The organism is Agrobacterium sp. LAD9 (genome assembly GCF_003031125.1).
GTDB lineage: Bacteria > Pseudomonadota > Alphaproteobacteria > Rhizobiales > Rhizobiaceae > Agrobacterium > Agrobacterium radiobacter.
Genome location: NZ_PHGS01000009.1, coordinates 284,923 through 309,672, shown reverse-complemented (window position 1 = coordinate 309,672; position 24,750 = coordinate 284,923). Strand labels below are relative to the sequence as shown.

At 59.4% G+C, this 24,750-nt stretch carries 23 protein-coding genes; 11 read left to right on the top strand and 12 right to left on the bottom strand.

Features of this window, described 5'->3' with window-relative positions; genetic code table 11:
* Positions 1-1,653 carry a Na/Pi cotransporter family protein gene (locus DA915_RS11210; RefSeq protein ID WP_065695266.1) on the bottom strand — a complete coding sequence of 551 codons (1,653 nt, stop codon included), beginning with the start codon at positions 1,651-1,653 and terminating at the stop codon, positions 1-3.
* 172 nt (positions 1,654-1,825) lie between these two features.
* Positions 1,826-2,287 (bottom strand): tRNA (cytidine(34)-2'-O)-methyltransferase, encoded by a 462-nt coding sequence (locus DA915_RS11205; protein WP_004430229.1) that lies wholly within the window; start codon positions 2,285-2,287, stop codon positions 1,826-1,828.
* Between the two features lie 235 nt (positions 2,288-2,522).
* Between DA915_RS11205 and DA915_RS11200 the strand changes: the two genes are divergently transcribed.
* The 4 genes from DA915_RS11200 (at position 2,523) to DA915_RS11185 (ending at position 8,218) form a co-directional block, all read left to right on the top strand.
* Complete coding sequence (locus DA915_RS11200; protein WP_107675833.1) at positions 2,523-3,398, top strand: phosphodiesterase; 876 nt, start codon at positions 2,523-2,525, stop codon at positions 3,396-3,398.
* A gap of 380 nt (positions 3,399-3,778) precedes the next feature.
* Complete coding sequence (locus tag DA915_RS11195; protein ID WP_020808684.1) at positions 3,779-5,629, top strand: ABC transporter ATP-binding protein; 1,851 nt, start codon at positions 3,779-3,781, stop codon at positions 5,627-5,629.
* Between the two features lie 164 nt (positions 5,630-5,793).
* Positions 5,794-6,225 (top strand): GNAT family N-acetyltransferase, encoded by a 432-nt coding sequence (locus tag DA915_RS11190; RefSeq protein WP_099086015.1) that lies wholly within the window; start codon positions 5,794-5,796, stop codon positions 6,223-6,225.
* A gap of 49 nt (positions 6,226-6,274) precedes the next feature.
* Entirely contained in the window at positions 6,275-8,218 is a 1,944-nt protein-coding gene (locus DA915_RS11185) for an ABC transporter ATP-binding protein (RefSeq protein ID WP_371412711.1), read from the top strand.
* 9 nt (positions 8,219-8,227) lie between these two features.
* Here the strand turns inward: DA915_RS11185 and DA915_RS11180 are convergent, their stop codons facing one another.
* Positions 8,228-9,160 carry an endonuclease/exonuclease/phosphatase family protein gene (locus DA915_RS11180; protein WP_107675832.1) on the bottom strand — a complete coding sequence of 311 codons (933 nt, stop codon included), beginning with the start codon at positions 9,158-9,160 and terminating at the stop codon, positions 8,228-8,230.
* 309 nt (positions 9,161-9,469) lie between these two features.
* Between DA915_RS11180 and petA the strand changes: the two genes are divergently transcribed.
* The 5 genes from petA (at position 9,470) to DA915_RS11155 (ending at position 13,367) form a co-directional block, all read left to right on the top strand.
* Positions 9,470-10,048 (top strand): ubiquinol-cytochrome c reductase iron-sulfur subunit, encoded by a 579-nt coding sequence (petA, locus tag DA915_RS11175; protein ID WP_035212667.1) that lies wholly within the window; start codon positions 9,470-9,472, stop codon positions 10,046-10,048.
* Between the two features lie 14 nt (positions 10,049-10,062).
* A complete protein-coding gene (locus DA915_RS11170; RefSeq protein ID WP_004430245.1) occupies positions 10,063-11,346 on the top strand; it encodes a cytochrome b N-terminal domain-containing protein in 1,284 nt (427 codons plus the stop codon).
* Positions 11,347-11,368: 22 nt separating this feature from the next.
* Entirely contained in the window at positions 11,369-12,256 is an 888-nt protein-coding gene (locus DA915_RS11165; protein ID WP_004430247.1) for a cytochrome c1, read from the top strand.
* A gap of 83 nt (positions 12,257-12,339) precedes the next feature.
* Positions 12,340-12,732: a GFA family protein gene (locus DA915_RS11160; RefSeq protein ID WP_107675831.1), complete on the top strand. Its 393-nt coding sequence runs from the start codon at positions 12,340-12,342 to the stop codon at positions 12,730-12,732.
* Positions 12,733-12,824: 92 nt separating this feature from the next.
* Positions 12,825-13,367 (top strand): adenine phosphoribosyltransferase, encoded by a 543-nt coding sequence (locus DA915_RS11155; RefSeq protein WP_003494623.1) that lies wholly within the window; start codon positions 12,825-12,827, stop codon positions 13,365-13,367.
* Positions 13,368-13,408: 41 nt separating this feature from the next.
* Here DA915_RS11155 and DA915_RS11150 read toward each other — a convergent pair whose 3' ends face one another.
* The 4 genes from DA915_RS11150 to ychF form a co-directional block, all read right to left on the bottom strand.
* Positions 13,409-14,017, bottom strand: coding sequence for a bifunctional 2-polyprenyl-6-hydroxyphenol methylase/3-demethylubiquinol 3-O-methyltransferase UbiG (locus DA915_RS11150; protein WP_107675830.1), 609 nt, complete (start codon positions 14,015-14,017; stop codon positions 13,409-13,411).
* Positions 14,018-14,080: 63 nt separating this feature from the next.
* Entirely contained in the window at positions 14,081-14,548 is a 468-nt protein-coding gene (locus DA915_RS11145; RefSeq protein ID WP_004430258.1) for a MaoC family dehydratase, read from the bottom strand.
* Positions 14,545-15,018 (bottom strand): MaoC family dehydratase, encoded by a 474-nt coding sequence (locus tag DA915_RS11140; RefSeq protein WP_004430261.1) that lies wholly within the window; start codon positions 15,016-15,018, stop codon positions 14,545-14,547. The genes DA915_RS11145 and DA915_RS11140 overlap by 4 nt, the downstream gene beginning before the upstream one ends.
* A gap of 300 nt (positions 15,019-15,318) precedes the next feature.
* Positions 15,319-16,422, bottom strand: a complete 1,104-nt coding sequence (ychF, locus tag DA915_RS11135) for a redox-regulated ATPase YchF (RefSeq protein WP_004430264.1) — start codon at positions 16,420-16,422, stop codon at positions 15,319-15,321.
* A gap of 240 nt (positions 16,423-16,662) precedes the next feature.
* Here ychF and clpS point away from each other — a divergent pair, with 240 nt between their 5' ends.
* Positions 16,663-16,974, top strand: a complete 312-nt coding sequence (gene clpS, locus DA915_RS11130; protein ID WP_026363868.1) for an ATP-dependent Clp protease adapter ClpS — start codon at positions 16,663-16,665, stop codon at positions 16,972-16,974.
* A 3-nt stretch (positions 16,975-16,977) separates the two neighbouring features.
* Here clpS and DA915_RS11125 read toward each other — a convergent pair whose 3' ends face one another.
* The 5 genes from DA915_RS11125 to DA915_RS11105 form a co-directional block, all read right to left on the bottom strand.
* Complete coding sequence (locus tag DA915_RS11125) at positions 16,978-17,430, bottom strand: GNAT family N-acetyltransferase (protein ID WP_020809881.1); 453 nt, start codon at positions 17,428-17,430, stop codon at positions 16,978-16,980.
* 7 nt (positions 17,431-17,437) lie between these two features.
* Positions 17,438-18,154 carry an aminoacyl-tRNA hydrolase gene (gene pth, locus DA915_RS11120; RefSeq protein WP_020011362.1) on the bottom strand — a complete coding sequence of 239 codons (717 nt, stop codon included), beginning with the start codon at positions 18,152-18,154 and terminating at the stop codon, positions 17,438-17,440.
* A gap of 105 nt (positions 18,155-18,259) precedes the next feature.
* Positions 18,260-18,973, bottom strand: coding sequence for an ABC transporter substrate-binding protein (locus DA915_RS11115; RefSeq protein ID WP_004430279.1), 714 nt, complete (start codon positions 18,971-18,973; stop codon positions 18,260-18,262).
* 17 nt (positions 18,974-18,990) lie between these two features.
* On the bottom strand, positions 18,991-21,378 hold the full coding sequence (locus tag DA915_RS11110) for an EAL domain-containing protein (RefSeq protein ID WP_107675829.1): 2,388 nt from the start codon (positions 21,376-21,378) through the stop codon (positions 18,991-18,993).
* A 298-nt stretch (positions 21,379-21,676) separates the two neighbouring features.
* A complete protein-coding gene (locus DA915_RS11105; protein ID WP_004430287.1) occupies positions 21,677-22,285 on the bottom strand; it encodes a 50S ribosomal protein L25/general stress protein Ctc in 609 nt (202 codons plus the stop codon).
* A 305-nt stretch (positions 22,286-22,590) separates the two neighbouring features.
* Here DA915_RS11105 and DA915_RS11100 point away from each other — a divergent pair, with 305 nt between their 5' ends.
* Positions 22,591-24,675 (top strand): bifunctional diguanylate cyclase/phosphodiesterase, encoded by a 2,085-nt coding sequence (locus tag DA915_RS11100; RefSeq protein ID WP_107675828.1) that lies wholly within the window; start codon positions 22,591-22,593, stop codon positions 24,673-24,675.
* The last annotated feature ends 75 nt before the right edge of the window (positions 24,676-24,750 follow it).

Below are 24,750 nucleotides of genomic sequence, written 5' to 3'. Positions count from 1 at the left end.
TTAGGCGCGGGGTTCGGCGTAACGCAGGCGGCTTTCGATCAGCACACCGCTTTCATCCAGAATGGGATGCGCCACCGAAACGATATGGGCGTTGATGCGCTTCAAATCCCGCAGCATGTCGAGATGCAGCGAGCTGGTCTGCATGCTTTCCGTCAGCCCGTCGCGCAGCCGCTCCAGATGCCGGTTGGAGGACTGTTTTTCGAGGCGGCGTATATCCACCTTGCTTTCCATCAGCCGGCGGGCGAGATCGAAATCGCCGGTCACCAGAATGCTCTGGGCGGCGCGCAGGTTCTCGATGGTCATGTCGAACAGGGTTTTCAGCTCCTCATAACCGTCATCGGAAAATTTGAAGCTGTTCAGCACCTTCTTGCGGATCTGCTCGCAGATGCCCTTTTCGATGATATCGCCGATATGTTCGAGATTGATCGCGTAATCGATGATGGCGATCGAACGGCGGGCTTCCTCGTCGGAAAGCCCCTTGCGCCCCAGTTGCGACAGATAGACCTTCACCTCCTGCTGGCGGCGGTCGACCTTTTTTTCGAGCAGGGAGACTTCCTGAAGCGGCGCCAGATCATTGTGCTTGAAGGCGTTTTCGGCGCGGATCAGCATCCGCTCGATGCTGTCGCCGACGCTCAGGACCTCACGGGTAGCATTGGCAAGCGCGACAACCGGCATATCCAGCGCCTGCTGGTCGAGGAAATTCGGGCCGTCTTCAGCCTTGGGATCGCCCGGCACCAGTTTCGCCATCAGGTCGGATATCAGGCCGGAGAAGGGCCAGGCCAGCGCCGCCAGAATGACGTTGAAGATGAGGTGGGCATCAACAGGCAATTTCGTGGGCGAAAGCGGCAATTGCTGCAGGAGTTCCGCGCCATAGGAGGCGAGCGGCATGGCAATGAGGCAGCCGATGGTGCGCACGACAAGATTGCCGATGGTAATGCGCCGCGCCGAGGCGGGGCCGGAAAGCGTGGCGATAACAGGCGGAATGGCGCCTCCGAGATTGGCGCCGAGAATGAGAACGATGATGAGGCCGGTGGAAAGCGTGCCGGTGGCCGCCAGCGACAGGATGAGCACCACGACCGCGAGGCTGGAAGAGGAGACGAAGGCGAGCACGGCGGAGAAGATCAGCGCGACGGGCCATGCTCCATCAAGGAGCCCGATAAAGACGCCGAGCGCCGGCGAGGCCCGCATCGGTTCGGTCGCGCCGCTTAAAAGATGCAGCGACAGAAGCATCAGGCCGATGCCGATCAGCGCTGTCCCGCCACCCTGTCTGGCGTTGGAACTGCCCTTTTTCAGTACGATGCCGGCAAGGATCAGCAGCGGCGACAGCCATTCCACCCCGGCCGCCACGATCCATGCGGTAACGGCGGTGCCGACATTGGCGCCGAGCAGCACCACCTGCGCCATGCGCGGCTTGATGAGGTCACGCTCGGCAAAGGAGGCGACGGTGAGCGCGGTCGCCGTCGAGCTTTGCAGCGCTACCGTCGCAAAAAATCCGGAAAAGAAGGAACGTGGACCGTTCTGGGTGCCGGTGGCCAGCACGCTTCGCAGTTTCATGCCGAAAGCGCGGGTAACGCCGTCCTTGACCTGGGACAGACCGAACAGCAGCAGTGCGACTGCGCCGAGAAGGTTGACGATGACAATGGTGGATTGCATGCGACGTCTCCTCACACCCGCCGGGGCATGGTTCCGGCGAGGGCGATTTTTATTGTCCGGCTAAAGAGTATAGGAGCCTCAACGCCCCCGGTACAGGCCGGGTTGCGACAGTTTTGAAGTAAAAACGGTCAAATTTTGTATTTGCCCGAAAAATTGGCGTTAAAGATGGCGCTTACGCCCATGCCGTCTGGCGCAAAGCCTCGCCGGTGATCATCGCCGCCGACATGGCGACGTTGATGGAGCGCTGTCCCGCCACCATCGGGATGATGATTCGCTCATCCGCCTTTTCATGCACATGGTCCGGTACGCCAGCACTTTCACGGCCGAAAAGCAGGATATCATCCGTGCGATAGGTGATATCAGTATAGGGCAGGGCGGCCTTGGTGGAGGCGAGGACGAGCCGGCGGCCGGTGGTTGCCCGCCATTCCTCGAAACGGTCCCAGCTGACATGGCGCGTGAGCGCCGCCGCCGCGATGTAGTCCATGCCCGCCCGTTTCAGATTGCGGTCGGAAATATCGAAACCGGCCGGCTCGATGATGTCCACGCCGAGGCCGAGACACGCGGCCAGCCGCAGGATGGTGCCGGTATTGCCGGGAATATCGGGCTGGTAAAGGGCGATCCTGATTTCGGGCATGGACTTCTCACTGCGGTTGGAGTGTCCGTCCGATTATCACGGGCACGGGGCGGGCGACAGGTGCGCTGGGGAAAAGGCCCTTCCAGACGTTGTTCCCGAGCGGATATTCATTCGCGTGACACACAGCGCAGCTACCCATTCACCAACACATTGTCAGGTCTGTCCGGACGATCATGAATGGTCGGGACAGGCCATTTCGAGCCGGATTTTCTGCACGCGACAACAGGAGGATTCCATGTCCGAACGGGTGAATTTCGTCCATCTGACCGATCTGCATGTGGGTAATCCGCAGGTGCAGGATGATGATCTTTATTCCGAGACCTCGGCCACGCTTTCCGCGACGCTCGCGCAGATCAAGGCGCTGGTGCCGCCGCCTGAATTCATCGTTGTCAGCGGTGATTTGACCAATCGGGGCGATGCCGGCAGCTATGAAGAACTCAAGCGCCTGATGGCGCAAGCCGAACTGGATGTGCCGGTGCTCTTCGCGCTCGGTAATCACGATCGTCGTGATGGGTTTTATCCGGTCATGCTCGGCCGCCACGAGAATCTGGATGAACCTTACGATCATGCGGAAGTCATTGCCGGCATCCACATCATCGTCATGGACACCAGCGTTCCCGGCAAGGTCGGCGGGGCTTTCGAGCCCGGGCAGATCGAATGGCTTGAGGATGAACTCGAAAACCACCCCGAACTGCCGAAGCTGCTGGTGATGCACCATGCGCCGGCGCTTGATTTTGACCGTCCCGATGCGGAGTGGGAATCCCTCTCCTTTGACGATACCGAGATTCTGGACGAGCTGCTGTTCGAGCATGATGTCGTCGGTATTCTGGCGGGCCACATCCATTACGACCGCATGTCGCACTGGCAGGGCATTCCCGTCGTGGTCGGCATCGGCCAGCATTTCGCCACCGACCCGCTATGGCTGCATGAGGGCGTGCGCATGGTGTCCGGCGCGTCTTTCGCCATGGGCACGATAAGGGATACGGGCCTCACCGTCACTTTTGCGCCCCAGCCCAGCGATCGCCGGGAATTGAAGCGTCATACGCAGGCCGGAATGGCCGAGCTGATTGCGGACTATGAAAGCGGCGAAGCGCAGGACGCAGCCGAATAAGGCGACGTCGGCATCGTTTAACGGGCGGAGACCTTGCGGGTCATCTCCGTCCGTTCGCCATATTGGATGCACTTGCGTGTTTTCTCGCGTATTCGGTGTCTTTCCGGCTGGTCATTGCTTATTTTTTGCGCTACAAGGCCATGTCTTCAACACCAGCCAAGGGAGGTTTTCATGCCAAATGACATTCGTATTCGCCTCCAGGCCCCAGTAGTGCCGCTGCTGGCCTAGGTGTTACTTTGCGGCTTGGCCGCGTTTCCCATATTTCGACTCACCATGTGGCTGTTGCGGCCATGTTCAAAGACTTTTCCGTTCCGTCGTGAGCCATATTTGTGTCCGCTCACCATGTCACGATGGAGCGATTGATTGCCGGAGCTTGGCCTATGTTTGGCTGGTTTGAAAAACGCCTCGATCCCTTTCCCGCTTCGGCGCCCTCTGTGGCGCCAAGGAAGCTTTTGCCGTTCCTGTGGCACTATGTGAAGCCCGCATGGCCGTGGCTGCTGCTGCTTGGCCTGATGTCCATGGGCATCGCCATCGCCGAAGCCATGCTCTATAAATTCCTCGGCAGTATCGTCGACTGGCTTTCCACGGCCAATCGCGAGACTTTTTTTGCCGATGAGGGCTGGCATCTGATCGTCATGGCCGGGCTGGTGCTATTCCTGCTGCCGCTGATGGGCGCGATCCATACCATGACGATGCACCAGACGCTTGCCGGCAATTTCGGCATGATCGCGCGCTGGAAGATGCATCGTTTCCTGCTGCGCCACTCCATGAACTTCTTCGCCAACGAGTTTGCCGGCCGGGTTTCGACCAAGGTGATGCAGACGGCGCTGGCGATCCGCGAAGTGGCGCTGAAGGTGATCGACGTGTTCGTCTACGCGATCAGCTTCGTCGTTTCGATGCTGTTTATGGTTGCGGCGGCGGACTGGCGGCTGGTCATTCCGCTGCTGGTCTGGCTCGGCATCTATATGGGAATTCTTGCTTATTTCGTGCCGAAACTCGGCCGGCTGGCGCAGGAACAGGCCGATGCGCGCTCGATGATGACGGGACGGATCGTCGACAGCTACACCAACATCTCGACGATCAAGCTGTTTTCCCATGCGGGCCGCGAGGAAAGATATGCGCGTGAGGGCATGAACGTGTTTCTTGGAACCGTTCACCGCCAGATGCGCAAGATTTCCGGCTTCAACATCCTGATCGACCTCAACAATGCGGTCGTGCTGTTTTCCACTGCAACGCTCGGTCTTTATTTCTGGATGCAGGGTTCGGTCACGGCCGGTTCGGTTGCCATCGCCATCAGCCTTGCCATGCGCGTCAACGGCATGTCGCAGTGGATCATGTGGGAAGTCACCTCGCTGTTCGAAAATATCGGCACGGTCTATGACGGCATGTCGATGATGACGAAGCCGCACGATATCGTCGATGTTCCCAAGGCGCCTGAGCTTGCCGCCCCGCAGGGCGCCATCCGTTACGACAACGTCCGCTTCCACTACGGCAAGAACAAGGGCGTGATCGACGGGCTGACGCTCGATATCAAGCCGGGCGAGAAGGTCGGTCTGGTCGGGCGCTCGGGTGCGGGCAAGACGACGCTGATGAACCTGCTTCTGCGCTTCTACGATCTGGAAGGCGGCAGGATCACCATCGACGGCCAGGACATCTCGAAGGTGTCGCAGGACAGCCTGCGCGAGCTGATCGGGGTGGTGACGCAGGATACCTCGCTGCTGCACCGCTCGATCCGCGACAACATCGCCTACGGCCACCCCGAGGCCACCGACGAACAGGTGATTGCGGCGGCGAAGCGGGCAAATGCCTGGGACTTCATCGAGACGCTTGTCGACATGCACGGTCGTCAGGGCCTCGATGCCCAGGTGGGTGAACGTGGTGTCAAGCTCTCCGGCGGTCAGCGCCAGCGTATCGCGATCGCCCGCGTCTTCCTCAAGAATGCGCCGATCCTGGTGCTGGACGAGGCGACATCGGCGCTCGACTCCGAAGTCGAGGCGGCGATCCAGGAGAACCTGTTCTCGCTGATGGAAGGCAAGACGGTGATTGCGATCGCCCACCGCCTTTCGACGCTGACCGAGATGGACCGGCTCATCATTCTCGACAAGGGCCGGATCGTGGAAGCGGGCAGCCATGCGGAACTGGCGGCAATGGGCGGCATTTATGCCGACCTGTGGCGGCGCCAGTCCGGCGGCTTCATCGCCGACCATGAGGCGGAAGTGGCCGCGGAGTGAGGAAAAGCGAGAGGGCGGGGAACATTCCCCGCCCTTTGTCAAAGGTCTGCCGTCATGCCGGCCTTGGCCGCATCCAGCCACGGTGCGTCTGCGCCGTGGGAAAGTGGTCCTCTACGATCAAGGACCGATCGTGTCGGACTCCGAAACCGGGTAAGGGCATGCGAATGGAGCTAACATCACCGCAAGAACCCACCCCTTCCGAGTATACGACCGAGTGGCGTGGCACGTTCGAGAATGCTGAAGTCAATGCCCTTCACGCGGAATGCTTTGAGCATCGAATCTTCGCTGATGATTGGTGGTCACAGGTCAATCGCTTCAGTCTCGGCTGGGTATGTACCCGCCATTTGGGGAAGCTCGTCGGGTTCGTTAACATCGCATGGGATGGCGGGGTTCACGCATTTGTTCTCGACACCATGGTGTCGTCTGCTTTCCAACGCCAGGGCATTGCAAAGGCGCTGATAGGGGAGGCGGTTGATCGGGCGAAAGATACCGCCTGCGAGTGGCTCCATGTGGATTTTGACCCGCATCTCCGGCAATTTTACTTCGACGCCTGCGGATTCCGCCCTACGGACGCTGGGCTCATCGCCCTGAAATAGCAACATCGCCTGGCGTCCGTTTTCACTCCCGCCCTTTTCCATTTCGCGAATGTTACCGAAATATAATCTCTTCCCGCAGCCTCCGCGGCTGTTCCCGCTCCGGGAATCCGCCTATATCCGCATCATGGTTATTACCCGCATCTTCGAGTTTTTCGAGAACTGGATAAAGCCCTTCGCCCGCAAGGACGATTTGCGGCCGCCTGAAAGCACGTTCGCCTTCATCTGGTTCTATATCTCGCAGGCCAAGGCGCCGTTTTTCGCCATGCTGGTGCTGGGCGGGCTGACGGCGGCCATCGAGGCGGCGCTTTTCTGGTTCGTCGGACGTCTCGTCGATATTCTCGCCACCGTGAAGCCGGAAGAGGGTTGGGCAGGGCTGCTTGCGGCCCATGGCGGCGAACTGGTCGGCATGCTGGTACTGATCGGCATCGTGCGTTTTATCGTCACCATGGTGACGGCGTTGGTGGACCAGCAGATCATCACGCCCGGCTTTTACAATCTGGTGCGCTGGCAATCCTATATGCACGTGGCGCGGCAATCGCTGACCTTCTTCCAGAATGATTTTTCAGGCCGCATCGTCACCAAGGTCTGGTCGGGCGGGCAGGCGGCGGGCGATCTCGTCACTTCGCTGATGGAAAGCGTCTGGTTCGTCGGCATTTATTCGGTCTCCATGCTGTTCCTGATCGGTGGGCTGGACTGGCGGCTTGCGGTCGTCGTCCTCGTCTGGGTGGCGATCTTCTCGCTGCTGGCGCGTTATTTCGTGCCGCGCATCCGCTACCATTCCAAAGAAACGGCGGAAGCCGCCTCCATGCTTTCCGGCCGCATGGTGGATGCCTATAGCAATATCCAGACGCTCCGGCTGTTCGGGCGCGACGATGCCAATGACCGCTACATGCGGCAGGGCTTCGATATTTTCCAGCATGCGACCATGACGTTCACGCGCTTCATCACCGGCGTGCGGGCTTCCATGGCGCTGCTGTCTGGCGTGATGATCACTTCCATGGCGGCGCTCTGCATCGATCTGTGGCTTTCCGGCAGGATCAGTTCGGGTGCGGTCGCCTTCACGCTGGCGCTGGTGCTGCGCCTCAACTTCCTGCTCGGACGGTTGATGACGCAGTTCAACGGCATCATGCGCAATTTCGGCACGGTGCAGAATGCCGCCGAGCTGATTTCGCAGCCGATTGGTCTCGTCGATAGGCCTGACGCGAAGGCGCTGGAGGTCAAGAAGCCGAGCATCCGCTTCGAAAATGTCAGCTTCCATTACGGGCGGGCGAATGGCGTAATCGACCATCTTAATCTCGATATCAGGGCGGGTGAAAAGGTGGGCATCGTCGGGCGCTCCGGCGCTGGAAAATCCACCCTCGTCAATCTCATCCTGCGTTTCTACGATGTCGAAAAAGGCCGTATCCTGATCGACGGTCAGGATATCGCCGGGGTGACACAGGAATCGCTGCGCGCCCATATCGGCATGGTCACGCAGGATACGTCGCTGCTGCACCGTTCTATCAGAGACAACATCATGTTCGGCCGCACCGACGCGACCGAAGCGCAATTGCAGGAGGCGACGCGCCGCGCCAAGGCGGACGACTTCATCGCAAGGCTCGAGGATCAACGTGGGCGCAAAGGGTTCGACGCGCATGTGGGCGAACGCGGCGTGAAACTTTCCGGCGGCCAGCGCCAGCGCATCGCCATTGCCCGCGTGATGCTGAAGGACGCGCCGATCCTCGTGCTCGACGAGGCGACTTCGGCCCTCGATTCGGAGGTGGAAGCGGCGATCCAGAGCAATCTGGATGAGCTGATGCAGGGCAAGACGGTTCTGGCCATCGCCCACCGCCTGTCGACCATTGCTGCTCTCGACCGACTGATCGTGATGGATCAGGGGCGCATCGTGGAACAGGGCAGCCATTCCGATCTGGTCACGCAGGGCGGTCTTTATTCGGAACTCTGGGCGCGGCAGTCGGGTGGTTTTCTCGCTGCGGACGAGGCGGCGCAGTAAGGCCTTCGACTATTTCCCGATCATGAAATCCGCCATCAGGCCATAATGATTGGAACCGAGGCTATCGGGCAGGCGGGTGATTTTCATGAGCGTTGCCGGTTCGCGGGCGAAGATGTGGTCGATGGCGATGCCGAAGCGACCGGCCTCCGTCGGCCATGTGGCGGGTTCGAAGGTGGCTTTCTTCAGGTCGTTGGCGGCGAGAAAGGCGCGCATATCGGGCGCTATGCTGGACGAGTTGAAATCTCCGGCGAGAATGAGCAGGCCGGTGACGCGAAAGAGGATTTCGCTGACTTCATCCAGTTCATCGCGATGATAATCGTCGAAATAGGGCTTGGTGATGTGGCCTGCGGCGAGCGTCAGTTCCGTGCCGTCGAGGTCGATATGGGCGATGGCAAACCGGTCGCGACGCAGATCGCTGAGACTGTGGAAACGGCCTTCCTGCAATGGTCTTTTTGACAGGATGACCAGATCGCATCCGGATGTGCCTGTGTAACAGCCCAGCCTGTGCGGGTAGGTTTGCTGCAGACGGGGCAGAACCGATTGCAATGCCGCCGCCTCGAAGAGATAGACGGCATCCGCGCCCGATTCGAGAATTTTGTCGGCAATCGCATCCGCATTGGCGGCATTGTCCATCAAGACGTTGAAGGATAGCAGCCGAAACGGCTTTGCATCAGGCGCAGCGGTGGCGGATGTGGAAAATTCCGTCAGCATCGCCACGGCATGGATGGCGAGCGCCAGCGACCAGACCACAAGCAGAGCCGAAACCGCATCGCGCGTCAGCCAGAAGACTAGGCATGACAGCAGGATACAGGCGAGCGCGATGTGAAGCTGGAAACTGGTGACGAAGGCGAGAAGCCAGAAATCGGTGATGTAGCGCAGGCTGGCGATAAACAGAACGGCAGCCACTGCCGTGGAGACCATGCAAGAGAGCTTCGCCGTCATCCGAATCCCTGCTTTCCGAGCTCTCCCTTGAAGTCTCCTAACATGGGGCATGGATGCGCACAATGTTGCCCGCCTGCCAAGGGCGGCGAAAAAATGCGAGCCAAATCGGCCCCCTCCGGCAGAATTACGGCAGCTTTGTGTGCTTTGCTCTTGCCAAGTCGGTCAATATTTTGCGATCAAACAGAGTGACGCGGTTTCTTAATGCCGCAGTTGTGTCCAGGACGATGGGACGGAGTTTGTCCTGGATCAAATCATAGCGGGAGGACTCATGCGATTTACGGCAAAAACAGCGCAGAGGATGGTGTAGCGGTGAGCGAGCACGTAACCAATCACGACGCTTCGGGTGAACCGACCCGTCGCGATTTTCTTTACCTAGTGACGGGAATGGCGGGCGCCGTCGGTGCCGCCGCAGTTGCATGGCCTTTTATTGACCAGATGCGTCCCGATGCATCGACGCTGGCGCTCGCCTCCATCGAGGTGGATGTCACGGCGGTCGAGCCGGGCATGTCGCTCACCGTCAAATGGCGCGGCAAGCCGATTTTCATCCGCAACCGCACGGAAAAGGAAATCGAGGAAGCCAAGGCCGTCGCTCTCGGCGATCTGAAGGATCCCGTGGCGCGCAATGCCAATGTTGCCCCCGATGCGCAGGCGACGGATATCGACCGTTCCGCCGGCGAGGGTAAGGAAAACTGGATCGTCATGATCGGTTCCTGCACCCATCTCGGTTGCGTTCCGCTCGGCCAGGCCGGCGATTTCGGCGGGTGGTTCTGTCCCTGCCATGGCTCGCACTACGATACGGCGGGCCGCATACGTAAGGGTCCGGCGCCGGAAAACCTCGCCATCCCGACATTTGCATTCACATCCGATACCGTGATCAAGATCGGATAAGGGGACAGTTATTCATGAGTGGTCATTCCAGTTATCAGCCGTCCACCGGCATCGAAAGGTGGATCGATTCGCGGCTTCCCTTGCCGCGCTTGATCTATGACAGCTTCGTTGCCTATCCTGTCCCGCGTAACCTGAACTACGCCTACACCTTCGGCGCGATGCTTTCCGTGATGCTGATCGTTCAGATCCTCACCGGTGTCGTGCTGGCCATGCATTATGCGGCCGAAACGACGGTTGCCTTCAATTCCGTCGAAAAGATCATGCGTGACGTCAACCACGGCTGGCTGCTGCGCTACATGCATGCCAATGGCGCGTCGTTCTTCTTCATCGCAGTTTACCTGCACATTGCCCGCGGCCTTTATTACGGCTCCTACAAGGCGCCGCGCGAAATCCTCTGGATTCTCGGCTGTGTGATCTATCTCCTGATGATGGCGACGGGCTTCATGGGCTACGTTCTGCCCTGGGGCCAGATGTCCTTCTGGGGCGCGACCGTCATCACCGGCTTCTTCACGGCTTTCCCGCTCGTGGGTGAATGGATCCAGCAGTTCCTGCTCGGCGGCTTTGCCGTGGATAATCCGACGCTGAACCGCTTCTTCGCGCTGCATTACCTGCTGCCCTTCATGATCGCGGGTGTCGTCGTCCTGCACATCTGGGCGCTGCATGTGACCGGCCAGACCAACCCGACCGGTGTGGAAGTGAAGAGCAAGACCGACACGGTTCCCTTCACGCCCTATGCGACGCTCAAGGATGCGCTCGGCGTTTCGGTGTTCCTCATCGCTTATGCGTGGTTCATCTTCTATATGCCGAACTTCCTCGGCCACCCTGATAACTACATCATGGCGGACCCGCTGAAGACGCCGGCGCATATCGTGCCGGAATGGTATTATCTGCCGTTCTACGCCATGCTGCGCGCCATCACCTTCAACATCTGGATCATCGATTCCAAGCTCGGCGGCGTTCTCGTCATGTTCGGCGCGATCATCGTGCTGTTCTTCCTGCCCTGGCTCGATACGTCGAAGGTTCGTTCCGCCGTCTATCGTCCCTGGTACAAGATGTTCTTCTGGCTGTTCGTGGTGAATGCCATCATGCTCGGCTGGCTGGGCTCGCGCCCGGCGGAAGGCATCTACGTCATCATGTCGCAGATCGGCACGCTTTATTACTTCGGTTTCTTCCTCGTCATCATGCCGATCCTCGGTCTGGTCGAAACGCCGCGGCGTATTCCGAATTCGATTACCGAGGCCGTTCTTGCAAAGAACGCCGCCAAGACGGGTGCCGCGCCTGCGGCCACAGAAGTCTGAGCGCGAAGGAAGGATGACGACAATGAAGAAGCTTGTAACAAGCATCGCGCTTTTCGCCGCCATCGGCTGTTCCGTCACCGTCGCTTCGGCGGCGGAGGAGAGCCATGATCTCGCCACCAAGACGGAACATGCGATTGCCGGGGGCCACTTCCCGGTGATCAAGCCCGAAGAGCAGAGCTGGTCCTTTGCCGGACCCTTCGGCAAATATGACAAGGGCCAGCTGCAGCGCGGCCTGAAGGTCTATAAGGAAGTCTGCTCCGCCTGTCATTCCATGAGCCTCGTTTCCTTCCGCACGCTGGGGGATCTCGGTTATTCGGACGAGCAGGTGAAGGCTTTCGCCGCGGAATATGAAGTCCAGGACGGTCCGAACGCCGACGGCGAAATGTATAATCGCAAGGCCGTGCCATCAGATCATTTCCCTTCGCCGTTCCCGAACCATGAGGCGGCCGCTGCCGCCAATGGTGGCGCTGCGCCGCCCGACATGTCGCTGCTCGCCAAGGCGCGCGGGGTGGAGCGCGGCTTCCCGCAATTCGTCATCGACATGATCCCGATCATCGGTGGTTATCAGGAAGGCGGCCCGGACTATATCCACGCGCTGCTGACCGGATATCAGGATCCGCCGGCCGGTGTTGAAGTGTCGGAAGGCACGCATTTCAACCCGTATTTCGTCAGCGCGGCGTCGCTGAAGATGGCGCCGCCGATCAGTGCCGATCAGGTGACCTATGACGATGGCGCGCCGCAGACCGTGGACCAATATTCCAAGGATGTCTCCGCCTTCCTGATGTGGGCCGCAGAGCCGCATCTGGAACAGCGCAAGCGCACCGGTTTCATGGTCATGGTGTTCCTGTTCATCTTCACGGCGCTGATCTATCTCACCAAGAAATCGGTCTACGCCAACAAGGAACATTGATAGGTATTCAGATGCCTGCCAATCATCGGCCCCCGCGGTCTTCCGCGGGGGCCTTTTCATGTGTTCAGGGGAGATGGTGGGAAATGACAAAAATTCGCAGCGGCGGTTGCCTGTGTGGCTCCATCCGTTTTGAAGTGACGGGCGAGCCCGGCAATCCACACACCTGCTCCTGCGATATCTGCCAGCGGCATTCCGGCGCCCCCAGCCTTGCCTGGGTGGAGTTCGAGAGGGATGCGGTGACATGGACGGGACAGGGCGGCGCGCCCTCGACTTTCCGATCCTCCGACTATTCCAGCCGGGCTTTCTGCCCGGTCTGCGGCAGCACGCTCGGCGCCATTGATGACGCACCGACCGTCGCGCTGGTCTCGGGAAGCTTCGATGACAGAGATGATGAGGCGTTGCGGCCCCTGTCGCATTCCTTCGAGGATGTCTGCCCGGCCTGGGCGCGGATCAAGGGAATGTCACCCGCGGATTGAGCGCCGGTCCTTTTTAGTTGGTCCGCAGCCGTCAAGTTGATAGGGTAGTCCGAACCTTCTGATCCACTTCCCTTGTCTTAACTGGAAATACCATGACCGTTATCGCTTCGGAGCTTTCCGCTGCCATCCGTTCCATTCCCGACTATCCGAAGCCGGGCATCATCTTCAGGGACATCACGACACTGCTCGGTAATCCACGGGCTTTCCGCCGCGCGGTGGACGAACTCGTGCAGCCCTATGCGGGAACGAAGATCGACAAGATTGCCGGCATGGAAGCACGCGGCTTCATTCTGGGCGGGGCGGTGGCGCATCAGCTGTCGGCCGGTTTCGTGCCGATCCGCAAGAAGGGCAAGCTGCCGCACACCACCGTCCGTGTCGCCTACAGCCTTGAATACGGCGTCGACGAAATGGAAATGCATGTGGACGCGGTACAGCCGGGCGAAAAGGTCATTCTGGTTGACGACCTGATTGCCACCGGCGGCACCGCTGAAGGCGCGGTCAAGCTTTTGCGGCAGATGGGTGCGGAGATCGTTTCCGCCTGCTTCGTCATTGATCTGCCTGATCTCGGAGGCCGCAAGAAGCTGGAAGACCTTGGTGTCGAGGTCAGGACGCTGGTGGAATTTTCCGGCCATTAAGGTGAAAGACTGATCAGGGCTGCTGCGGCAGCCCGCTCTTTTCATCCCGTCTTCCGTAAGGCAATCCAAGTCCAGCGGACGCCCAGAGCGCGGTTTCCTGCCTTAATGGAGGCGACTTCTGCCTGGCGGATCAGCGTGAAACCGAGACGGGCGGCTTCGCCTGTCGTTTCCGCCGGTGAAATGGCAAAGGCGCGGCGACCTTCGGGGGCGGGGCCGTGGCGCAGCGACATGATCAGCAAGCCGCCCGTCGCCGTCATTTCCGCAAGTCTCTCCATCGCGGCTTGCCTTGCCTCGTAGTCGACGTGGTGCCAGACGCCGCACAGGACGACCAGATCGAAGACGCCCCGCAGACGGGCCTTTGCGAGGCCGGGCAAGCTGTCATCCAGCCACGTAATCTTGTCCGATGGATGTAATTGCATGCCGGGTTCGCGAAGCTCGCTGACGGGCTCGACTGCCAGAACATCGTGACCCTGCGCTGCGAACCATGCGGCGTCGCGGCCGGTGCCGCTGCCGATATCTGCGATCCGGCACGGTGTCGACGGCAGCAGGTCGATGACGGGCGTGTAAATCTCCCGGCAGTCGAGATTATCGAATCTGGAAATCAGCTCCGGCGTTGCCGCCTCGGCATAACCCTTGAGAATATCATCCATATTGACCTGCCCGCCGTGATGCCTGCTTTGAAGCTATCGCGGCGGGGTGATATGGGCCAGCCCCTATTCGAACTCCAGCACCCCGCTGCGGAAGGTCAGCACCGTGTCTCCAGACTGGTTCACGCCCTCATTGAAGGTCGTGTTCAACCAGATGCCGGCCCTTGATTCCAATGGGCGGGTGTCGAGCAGGGTGACGAAGTAGGTGACATCGTCTCCGGCGAAGACCGGTTTTTTCCATTTGAGTTCGCGAAAGCCGGGGGAGGGGCCGAGTTTTGGCGGCTCCAGGCCCTGTTGCTTCAACCTTTTTACCTCTTTCATCCAGTGAGAGAGAAAACATTTCATCCAGCCTGCACCGGTGTGCCAGCCGGAAGCACAAAGCCCACCGAAAACGCTGTTCTTGGCTGCTTCGGCATCGAGGTGAAAAGGCTGCGGATCGAAATCGCGGGCGAAGCGAATAATGTCTTCGGCGGAAAAATGCAGCGTATCGAGGGTGACGCGTTCGCCGATCGGGGAAAGTTCTGCCAGTTTCATGCCGTAACGCCTCCATTGCCGCGCATCAGGAACATGACGGTGTTTTCCCCGTGCGACACCAGAACGCCGCGCTGGTTATAAAGCTCGTGGCGTAATTTCACGAGGCCGATGCCGGGGCGCGAAGCGGAAGGGCGCTGCTCCAGCACGATGGATTTTCCCGAAAGCGTATCACCAGCCAGAACCGGTTTCTTCCAGTCGACGTAGTCGATGCCGGGGCTGCCCTGTGAGGTCGAGTCCGAGATATAGCTGTCGGCCATCATCCGCATCAGCAGGCTGCAGGTGTGCCAGCCGGAAGCCGCGAGCCCGCCGAGAATGCTCTGGCGCCCGGCTTCTTCGGACAGGTGCATGGGTTGGGGATCGAATTCACTGGCGAAAGCAACGATCTGCTCTGCGGAAATCGATTGCGGTCCAAGGGGAAATTCCTGCCCTACGGGAAAATCCTCATAGGCATAAGTCGCGACCGGCGTCATGGCGTCCTCCCTTCGCACAGTCAAGGTCGGCGCATCTAAGATGATTTTTCCCTTTACGTAAAGGTCAAATCTAGGGTGCGATCATATTCGTGAAGAGGCGTTTGGGCGAGCGGGTGCGCCTTTCACCTTCTCCCCGAGGGGGAGAAGGTCGCGGCAGCGGGATGAGGGGGCAAGGGTCGTGATATCCGGAGAGCTTGCCCCCTCATCCGACCCTTCTGGCCAACTTCTCCCCGGCGGGGAGAAGAAACAAGCCGCGATGTCCGGGCGACTACGCCCCGACCGTCCCCATTTCAACCCAGATCAGGTATTAAAGCGGAAGTGGATGACGTCGCCATCCTGAACCACATATTCCTTGCCTTCATCGCGGGCCTTGCCGGCTTCCTTCGCGCCGACTTCGCCCTTGAAGGCGACATAGTCGTTGTAAGCGATGGTATTGGCGCGGATGAAGCCGCGTTCGAAATCGGAGTGGATGACGCCGGCGGCCTGCGGGGCCTTGGTGCCGCGCTCGATGGTCCAGGCGCGGCATTCCTTCGGGCCAACGGTGAAATAGGTAATGAGGTCAAGCAGCTTGTAGCCGGCGCGGATCAGACGGTCGAGGCCCGCTTCTTCGAGGCCGAGGGCGGAGAGGAATTCCTTCGACTCTTCATCGGGAAGCTGTGCGACTTCGGATTCGATCGCCGCGGAGATGACGACGGATTCTGCGCCCTGGGCTTTCGCCATTTCGGCAACGGCCTTGGTGTGTTCGTTGCCGTCGACGGCGTCGCTTTCCGCGACGTTACAGACGTAGAGAACCGGGTGCGCAGTCAGGAGGTTGAGGCCCTGAAGGATGCGCAGTTCTTCGGCATCGAGCGTGGAGAGCAGGGTGCGGACCGGCTTGCCTTCGTTCAGAAGCTTCAGCGAAGCTTCCATCAGCGGCAGCTGCGCCAGCGATTCCTTGTCCTTGCCGGTGGCGCGCTTGCGGGTCTGTTCCGTGCGGCGCTCAAGGCTTTCGAGATCGGAGAGCATCAGCTCGGTCTCGATGGTTTCGGCATCGGCCACGGGGTTGATGCGGCCTTCGACGTGGGTGATGTCATCATCCTCGAAGCAGCGCAGAACGTGAACCACGGCGTCCACTTCGCGGATATTGGCGAGGAACTGGTTGCCGAGGCCTTCGCCCTTCGATGCACCGCGTACCAGGCCGGCGATGTCGACGAAGGAGATGCGGGTAGGGATGATTTCCTTCGAGCCGGCAATGTCGGCGAGGATTTTCATGCGCGCATCCGGAACCGCCACTTCGCCGGTATTCGGCTCGATGGTGCAGAAGGGATAGTTGGCGGCTTGTGCCGCTGCCGTTTTCGTCAGCGCGTTGAAGAGAGTGGACTTGCCGACATTTGGCAATCCAACGATACCGCATTTGAAGCCCATGGCTTGAAACCTGTCCGTTTGAAAGAATTCGTTGAGGAGCCTTTTGCGGAAAGGGCAGGGCAAGGTCAAGCCCGCGCGCCGATTTGGGTGGGCAAAGCCCCTTTAATGGTGAGGAATTTCGGGCAGGCTTGCCGATGGCGTGGTTGCGGCGCAATATAAGCGGGTCAAGCGATCGATCTTTCGTCATCAACGGGGTTTCCCATGAACAACCGCGATGAGCGACAGGCACGAGCGGCCATGATGAGTGACAGTCCTGTCGATCTCAAGCCAAAACCGAAAGTCAAACCAAAGCTGGAGCGGCCGAAGCTCTACAAGGTCATTCTGCTGAATGACGACTATACGCCGCGCGATTTCGTAACCGTGGTCCTGAAGGCGATCTTCCGTATGAGCGAGGAGACCGGCCACCGGGTGATGATGACGGCGCATCGCTTCGGCAGCGCGGTTGTCGTCGTCTGCGAACGCGATATTGCCGAGACCAAGGCCAAGGAAGCGACCGATCTCGGCAAGGAAGCGGGATTTCCGCTGATGTTCACCACCGAGCCCGAGGAGTGAGCGTTAATCCTGCCTTATCTGGAAACCCGTCTTGTTCTGCACGAAGCCGCAGCTTTCATAAAATGCATGGACCTCCGGGCGCTGCCGGCCGGTCAGCAGCATCACCTTGTAGCAATTCGCCGCAAAAGCGACCTCGACGGCATGGCGCACGACCGCCCGGCCATATCCGCGGCCGCGACGGGTTTCCAGCGTCACCACGTTTTCGACAAGGGCATAGGGACGGGCGGCGCGCGTCAGGTTCGGAACAATCTGCAGCGTGGCGGTGGCGACCGCTTCTCCGCCTTCGGTCGCAAGAAACACGGTCAGGCCCGGCTGGGCGAGCATGGTCGCGAAAGCCGTATCTGCTTCTTCTGTCGTCATTTCCGGATCGGACGGATTGAGCGCCCGGTAAAGTTCAAGCAGTCCAGCCAGATCGCCGGCTTGGGCTTCGCGCAGGACGATGGTCTCCGAAGACATTCGTGATCTAGTCCTTCTTGCCGAACATACGCTTCAACATTTCGGCCATCGGGCCGGTTTCCGGCAGTTTTTTCGGCTGGGCGCTGTTGCGTGCCTGATGGATATGGGATTGCGCGGCGGGTTTGGCTGCCTTGGCCGGTTTCTCGGCTTCCGGCTTACTGCCCGTGGCGAGCGCCAGCTTGTTCATCAGCTGTGAATCCTCTGCTTTCACCAGCATTGCGGCGTTGTCAGCAATGGCGTCCAGAAGCGGATCGAGCCAGACGCGGTCGGCCTTGGCGAAGTCTCCGAGGACGTGACCGTGCACCCGCTCCTTGTCACCGGGATGGCCGACGCCGAGGCGCAGGCGGCGGTATTCCTTGCCGCAATGGGCGTCGAGCGATTTCAGGCCGTTGTGGCCGCCATGACCGCCGCCAGTCTTGATGCGGGCGCGGCCGGCCGGCAAATCAAGTTCATCATGAATGGCGATGATGTCTGCGGGTGCAAGCTTGAAGAAGCGCATGGCTTCGCCGACGGATTCACCCGAAAGGTTCATGTAGGTCAGCGGCTTCATCAGCAGGACCTTTTCGCCACCGATCTCGCCTTCGGAAATCTCCGCCTTGAATTTCTTCGACCAGGGCGCAAAAGAAGGCAGGCGCTGCAGCGCATCGACGGCCATGAAGCCGATATTGTGGCGGTTTCCCGCATATTGCGCGCCGGGATTGCCGAGTCCTGCGATGATCTTCATGGGGCATGTCCGCATGTTGCCAGATGATGCTGTTGTCACCACCCCGAAATCCGCCGGCTGTCAATCTTTTTATGGATTTAGGGCTTTTTATGCAGTTTGGATGGGTCAGGGGCTGACGAGATTGTAGCGGTCGAATATCCGCTGCTGCGTTCCATCGGCGATCAGCCGGTCCAGCCGGGCCTGTAATTTTGCGATGACCTCGTCGGGCACGCTTTTGTTGCAGGCAAGCCCAAGCTGTTGCCGCGTAAACGTTATCACCTCCCTGAACGTATCGGCGGGCAGGCTCTTGAAAGTGCTTTCAGACATGGGCATCAGGTCGATGCGGCCGGCTTCCAGCTTGTGAAGCGTGATCTCGAAATCCGCACCGACATCCACCTGCGGGAAACCGAGCTTTTGCAGCAGCGCTTCGGTGTAGTCGCCACGCTGGGTTCCCACCCGATATTTCCTGGCCTCATCAAGACTGGAGGCTTCGACATTCGCCTTGCGGCGCGCCACGAGGATATTGCGGTCGATATGGATCGGCGTGACCCATTTGAATTGCTTTTCCCGCTCCGGTGTTCTCGCAGCGGCAAAGACGCAATGCATGGCCTGTGTGCTGGCCAACGCAATGGCTCGCGCCCAGGGCATGACGGCGACCTCGTAACTGGTGCCGGTATCCTCGAGCACGATCTTGAGCTGGTCGAAATAGACGCCGCGCACGCTGCCGTCGCTCGCCTGCAGATTATAGGGTGGGTAGACCTCGGTCGTCAGGAAGAGCTTGGCCGCGCTGGCCGGAGCGGCGAGAGCAAGAAAGATCAGGCAAAAGCGGATCAATCCCATTGCGGCCCCCTGCCGGTTCACGCTTGCCGCGCCGCAATGCGGCTTTTCCCGGACGCGATGTCGAGGGAGGTGATCAGCCTTTCGACCGGCTGCGGGCGTGCGAAGAAATAACCCTGCCCGAAATCCGCGCCTATATCGGTCAGAAGTTCCTTCTGCTCTTCCGTCTCGACGCCCTCTGCAATGACGACGCAATTCATCTTGTGCGAGATGGCCGCGATGCCTTCGACCAGCATGCGGTTTCGCTGCCTGATTTCCATCGTGTCATCACAGATCGAGCGGGTGAAGGACTGGTCGATCTTGACGATATCGACCGGGAAACGGCTGAGATAGCTGAGCGAGGAATAACCCGTGCCGAAGTCATCCAGCGCGATGCGGCAACCGAGCTGATGGATGGCATTGAGGATCGCCCGGATTTGCGGATCGTCTTTCATGATGACGGCTTCGGTGATCTCGACGACCAGTCGTCTGGGAAGAATGCCGTGGCGGTGCAGAACACCGGCGATGCGCGTCGGCAATCCCGGTTCGAATTGCAGCGGCGAGAAATTCACGGCCACATAGGTCTGTTCCATGCCCGGCAGGCGCGACAGTCTGGCGAGATTGGCGATCGACTGATCGAGAATGACATTGCCGATGCGCTGGATGGTGCCGTTTTCTTCCGCGAGGCTGACAATGGCGGCCGGAGAAAGCAGGCCCTTGTCCGGGTGGTTGAGACGCAGCAGCGCCTCGAAACCAGCCGTCTGGCCGGTTGAGAGATCTTGAATCGGCTGGAAATAGGCTTCGAACCAGTCCTCGGAAAGCGCCTGCGAGATATCCCGCTCCAGTTCTGCATGTTCCCGGGCCCGGTCCATTATCGAGCTGTCGAAGACCTGCGAGCCGTTCTTGCCCGTCCGCTTGCGGGTATACATCGCCATGTCGGCATTCTGCAGAAGCTCTGACGCGCTGGAGGCGTGCAGGGGATAGACCGCCATGCCGATGCTGGCACTGAGACGTATGCTGTTGTTCTCGATCTCGAAGGGCGTATCCAACATGGTGCAGATACGCTCGCAGAATTGCAGGGCGCGCTCTTCCACCTTGTCGCCGGCCAGAAGAATGGCAAATTCGTCACCGCCAAGACGCGATGCGCTGTCCAGCGGCGTCAGCAGTGGCTCGAGCTTCAGCGTGAATTGTTTGAGAACAGCGTCGCCTGCGGCATGGCCAAGATTGTCGTTGATCGCCTTGAACCGGTCGAGGTCGATGAAGAGGCAGGCGAGTTCGCTGCCGTTGCGATCCGCATCGCGGATCTGCAGATCGAGAATGGCCTCGAAGCCCTGACGGTTGAAGAGGCCGGTCAGATGGTCGGAAATGGCCTGCTGGCGATTGCGCTTTTCCGACTGGCGCAGTTCGGTCACGTCGGTCATGACGCAGAGGCATGTGCTCTGATGCGCAGCATCGCCGGAATCAAGGGCCTTTTCGAGGATGAGTGCGTCCATGACGCTGCCATCCATGCAATGGAAACGCACGGTGATGCCGCTATGCGAGGTATCGGGCAAGGGGTGCGCCGTCTTGCGCTGCTGAAACAGAAGCCGGTCATCGGGGTGGATGAGATCGGCAAAATTCAGCCCGAGTATCCGGGTACGGTCGTAGCCCGTCGCCTGCACCCAATAGTCACTGACGGCGGCGATGCGGTCGTGCCTGTCGAGGGAGAACAGCATGGCGGGTGTACGGTTGTAGATTTCCGTCTTTCGCTCGTGCGCGTTCTTGATCTCCAGCTCTTCCTTTTCGAGCTGTGTCTGCATTTCGTTGAAGCTTTTCGCCAGCCGGCCGATTTCGTCCTTCGAGCGCCAGTCGACGTGATGGCGCGAACCGAGACGCCGCGTTGCCTCTATCGCGGCCGCCAGCCGCATCAGCGGGCGGATGACCATGAAGCGGTTGCCGGCGACGGCGGCAAGAACGATGGCGAGGACGGCGAGGATGAAAATCGTGATGAAGGCCAGTTCGTTGCGGCTGAGAGAGGTCAGAAGGCTGATATCGTCATAATAGACCGTGAGCTGCCCGACCGTGACGGAGCCTTTCGTGGTCTTGTAGGTCACCTCACGCGTCGTCGAGGCGGCATCCTGAATGATGTCGCTGCCGGCGGTCTGGACGATATCGAGCTGGCCGGATGTATCCTTGACCTCGACCATGCGGATCACGGGGTCGGAAACGAGGGTGCCGGTAATCTGGTTTATGGTGTCGTCATCAAGGTCCCACAGGGGGCGGGCAAGCGCCTGTGCATTGGTCGACAGCAGAATTTCAAGGTGGTTACGCTGGCTGCGAATGGCTTCGTGGTAGGAAAGCGTCAGCAAAAGCGTGAAGAGCGGGGCGACCACTGTAAGAAGTGCGCCGGAAACAATCGCGATAAAGCGACTTTCGACGGAATGAGCCATGTTCGATTGCAGCTACCCTTTGCCCCAGACTTGCTGCGCCCGCTTCGTCCATCCGGAGAGGTTTTGCGAAGGTTTTCGGCAAGAGCCTGTTTTCCCATCCCATTTCCTCAGCCCGGCCGGTGTTCCACGACAGCGCAAGGGTATCGTTTCATGGAAGTGTTAATCGACGCTGAAACGGGTTCCGTATCATGCGTGGGCGGCAAGCTTTCTGGTTTTAAAGTTCATAAAAACTAAAAGGCCCGTTCCGAAAACGGAACGGGCCTCATTCTTCAAAGCTATCGGGCCTTGCGGCCGCCGATTATTCCTCGGAAGCTTCTTCAGTCGTTTCTTCTGCGACGCCGCCAGCCGGAGCAACGATCGTTGCGATCGTGAAGTCACGGTCGGCAATAACCGGCGTGATGTTCTTCGGCAGCTTCACATTCGAAATGTGAACGTTGTCGCCGATCTTCAGACCAGCGAGATCAACGGTGATGAATTCCGGAATGTCGTTGGCCGGGCAGTGGAATTCCACCGTGTGACGAACGATGTTCAGAACGCCGCCGATCTTGATGTCCGACTTTTCTTCGTTGACGAAGTGAACCGGAACTTCAACGTTGACGAGCGTGTTGCCCGAAACGCGCAGGAAGTCGACGTGCATGGTGAAGTCGCGGACCGGATCAAGCTGGTAATCCTTCGGGAGAACCTTGATCTTCTTGCCGTCGACGTCGATGATCGCAACCGTCGTCATGAAACCGCCAGCATGGATACGCTTGGTGACTTCGTTGGTCGACAGGGCGATGGAAATGGGGGCCTGCTTGTCACCATAGATGACAGCGGGAATCAAACCGTTGCGGCGAAGTTCACGAGAGGACCCCTTACCAACTCGTTCGCGCGCCTCGGCCTTGAGCTCATACGATTCTTTGCTCATGGCAATTCCTTTCGAGGTTATATGGAGAGTTCATGCCGAACGAAGCGGCCTGAACCGGAGAGGCCAAGGGCCATCCCGCCCGCGTTGCCTCCAAGGGTGTCTACACGGGTGCGGGCGCTATAATACAAACGGAAGCCAAAGACAAGAGTGGCCCCGTTTTCACGGGTGCCGCTTTATAATTTTATTAGTATTCACTAATTCATCCGTGTGTTGCAACTTTTAATATATGCTTATCCATCCACATAAACCGGGTGAAAACTTGGCGAATGATATGGCTGCGCAGAATTCCAATTGCGTAGATGACAATGCTCAAAGTTCTCCAGTGCCTCACCATCGATCACGACTATCGATACACCGTCGCAGCGGTCTTCGTCTGCATGCTGGGTAGTTTCGTTTCGATGCGCCTTTTTTCAAAAGCACGTCTGGCAACGGGGGTGCAGAAGGTCAACTGGCTGTTTCTGGCGGGCGTCAATGGCGGGGCGGCGATATGGACCACCCATTTCGTGGCGATGCTGGGCTATGTCGCCGCGGGTGATGTAGGATACGATCCCTATTTGACCGGGCTATCGCTTCTGATCGCCATTACCACAACGACTGCCGGCTTCGGCATTTCCGCCTATGGCGGGCGCAGCGTGCTGGTGGAAGCTGGCGGCATGATCCTCGGCCTCGGCATTGCGGCCATGCATTACACCGGCATGGCGGCCTATAATGTTCAGGGCATGATTTTCTGGGATCAGGCCTATGTCATCGCCTCGCTGGTGCTAGGGGCGGTGTTCGGCGCCATTGCGGTCAATCGCATTGCCCGGCCTCTCAACCGTTTCTGCCAATATAGCGCGGTGGCGTTTCTCATCCTCGCCATTGCCTCGATGCATTATACCGGCATGGCCTCGATGTCCTTCGCGTTTGACCCGCGCATCATCATTCCGGAAAATCTGCTGCCGCCGGCCATCATGGGCGGAGGCGCCATTGCGGTGACGCTGCTGCTTCTGGCGCTCGGGCTTTCCACCTATGTCATCGACGCCCAGTCCACCCAGCAGGCGGTTGCCCGCTATCGCCATCTCTCGCTGCACGATCCGCTGACGGGCATTCCCAACCGGGCGGCATTCATCGAACATCTCAATCGTCGCACGCGCCATGTCTCGCTGGGCGCGCATACCGCGCTTCTGTCAATCGATCTCGACCGTTTCAAGGAAATCAATGACGTGCATGGCCATGCGGCGGGCGACGCCGTGCTGCGCGCCATCGCCGACCGCGCGAGTTCCGTGCTGAAAGCCGGGGAGTTCCTGGCGCGCATGGGCGGCGATGAATTCGTGGCGATGACCCATTCCTATTATACCCGCGCCGATGGCGCGGAGTTCGCCCAGCGATTGATCGAGCAGATCAGCAAGCCGGTGGAATGGAACGGGCAGACATTTTCGGTCGGTGCAAGTGTCGGCATATCGGTTCGCAATACCGGCTCCATCGATGCCGATACGCTGATGGCCCAGGCTGACGTCGCCATGTACCGGGCAAAAAGCGGTACTTCCGATACGATCTGCTTTTACGACAAATCCATGGACGAGGCCGCGCGTGAGCGTAACGTGCTTGCCGTCGCCATGCGCAGCGGCCTCGCCAATAACGAGTTCGAGCTTTATTACCAGCAGCAGAACGACACCAAAAGCGGCAGCATTGTTGGTTTCGAAGCGCTTTTGCGCTGGAACCATCCGGAACGCGGCATGGTCTCCCCGACCGAATTCATTCCGATCGCGGAACAGACCGGCTTTATCGTCGAACTGGGCGAATGGGTTCTGCGAGAAGCCTGCGTGCAGGCCGCTCAGTGGAAAAAATCGCTTGCCATCGCCGTAAACGTCGCGCCGCAGCAGCTTGCGGATAATGATTTCCCTGACAAGGTTGAGAAAATTATTGCCGAGACGGGGCTTGCGCCGGAAAGGCTCGAGCTGGAAATCACCGAAGGCAGCATTATCGCCGACCATCGCCACGCGCTCCTTACCATTCGCAAACTCAAGTCGCTCGGCGTCAAGATCGCGATGGACGACTACGGCACGGGTTATTCCTCGCTTTCGACCCTGCAGAGTTTCCCCTTCGACAAGATCAAGATCGACCGCGCCTTCATTGATGGCCTGTCGACCAACGTGCAGTCGGAGGCGATCGTTCGCTCGACGCTCATTCTGGCGCACAGCCTCAATATTCCGGTGCTTGCGGAAGGGGTCGAGACGAAGGCCCATATCGAGTTCCTGCGGCGCGAAGGCTGCCTGCAGGTGCAGGGCTTCTTCTTCGGCAAGCCCGGACCGTTGACCTCCATCGCCAATCTCGTGGACGATACGTTTCTCTCGGCCGAGGATGAAACGGAAGCGAGCGCCGGCCGGCGTTATTTCAAGGCGGTCCGATAGTCTGGCGCAGCCCGCGGTTGCGCCCGGCAATGGTGGTCGCGAAATTTTTTGTTGAAACGTGAACGCTTCCAGCGC

What these genes read in the sequence shown, in the direction of transcription:
- DA915_RS11210 (WP_065695266.1), bottom strand. Translation starts at nt 1,653, where the DNA reads ATGCAATCCACCATTGTCATCGTCAACCTTCTCGGCGCAGTCGCACTG.
- DA915_RS11190 (WP_099086015.1), top strand. Translation starts at nt 5,794, where the DNA reads ATGGAGCTAACATCACCGCAAGAACCCACCCCTTCCGAGTATACGACC.
- DA915_RS11140 (WP_004430261.1), bottom strand. Translation starts at nt 15,018, where the DNA reads ATGACGCCGGTCGCGACTTATGCCTATGAGGATTTTCCCGTAGGGCAG.
- pth (WP_020011362.1), bottom strand. Translation starts at nt 18,154, where the DNA reads ATGAAGATCATCGCAGGACTCGGCAATCCCGGCGCGCAATATGCGGGA.
- DA915_RS11160 (WP_107675831.1), top strand. Translation starts at nt 12,340, where the DNA reads ATGACAAAAATTCGCAGCGGCGGTTGCCTGTGTGGCTCCATCCGTTTT.
- DA915_RS11110 (WP_107675829.1), bottom strand. Translation starts at nt 21,378, where the DNA reads ATGGCTCATTCCGTCGAAAGTCGCTTTATCGCGATTGTTTCCGGCGCA.
- DA915_RS11185 (WP_371412711.1), top strand. Translation starts at nt 6,275, where the DNA reads ATGTTACCGAAATATAATCTCTTCCCGCAGCCTCCGCGGCTGTTCCCG.
- DA915_RS11150 (WP_107675830.1), bottom strand. Translation starts at nt 14,017, where the DNA reads ATGGATGATATTCTCAAGGGTTATGCCGAGGCGGCAACGCCGGAGCTG.
- DA915_RS11115 (WP_004430279.1), bottom strand. Translation starts at nt 18,973, where the DNA reads ATGGGATTGATCCGCTTTTGCCTGATCTTTCTTGCTCTCGCCGCTCCG.
- DA915_RS11105 (WP_004430287.1), bottom strand. Translation starts at nt 22,285, where the DNA reads ATGAGCAAAGAATCGTATGAGCTCAAGGCCGAGGCGCGCGAACGAGTT.
- DA915_RS11170 (WP_004430245.1), top strand. Translation starts at nt 10,063, where the DNA reads ATGAGTGGTCATTCCAGTTATCAGCCGTCCACCGGCATCGAAAGGTGG.
- DA915_RS11195 (WP_020808684.1), top strand. Translation starts at nt 3,779, where the DNA reads ATGTTTGGCTGGTTTGAAAAACGCCTCGATCCCTTTCCCGCTTCGGCG.
- DA915_RS11165 (WP_004430247.1), top strand. Translation starts at nt 11,369, where the DNA reads ATGAAGAAGCTTGTAACAAGCATCGCGCTTTTCGCCGCCATCGGCTGT.
- ychF (WP_004430264.1), bottom strand. Translation starts at nt 16,422, where the DNA reads ATGGGCTTCAAATGCGGTATCGTTGGATTGCCAAATGTCGGCAAGTCC.
- DA915_RS11125 (WP_020809881.1), bottom strand. Translation starts at nt 17,430, where the DNA reads ATGTCTTCGGAGACCATCGTCCTGCGCGAAGCCCAAGCCGGCGATCTG.
- DA915_RS11100 (WP_107675828.1), top strand. Translation starts at nt 22,591, where the DNA reads ATGCTCAAAGTTCTCCAGTGCCTCACCATCGATCACGACTATCGATAC.
- clpS (WP_026363868.1), top strand. Translation starts at nt 16,663, where the DNA reads ATGAGTGACAGTCCTGTCGATCTCAAGCCAAAACCGAAAGTCAAACCA.
- DA915_RS11180 (WP_107675832.1), bottom strand. Translation starts at nt 9,160, where the DNA reads ATGACGGCGAAGCTCTCTTGCATGGTCTCCACGGCAGTGGCTGCCGTT.
- DA915_RS11145 (WP_004430258.1), bottom strand. Translation starts at nt 14,548, where the DNA reads ATGAAACTGGCAGAACTTTCCCCGATCGGCGAACGCGTCACCCTCGAT.
- DA915_RS11200 (WP_107675833.1), top strand. Translation starts at nt 2,523, where the DNA reads ATGTCCGAACGGGTGAATTTCGTCCATCTGACCGATCTGCATGTGGGT.
- DA915_RS11155 (WP_003494623.1), top strand. Translation starts at nt 12,825, where the DNA reads ATGACCGTTATCGCTTCGGAGCTTTCCGCTGCCATCCGTTCCATTCCC.
- DA915_RS11205 (WP_004430229.1), bottom strand. Translation starts at nt 2,287, where the DNA reads ATGCCCGAAATCAGGATCGCCCTTTACCAGCCCGATATTCCCGGCAAT.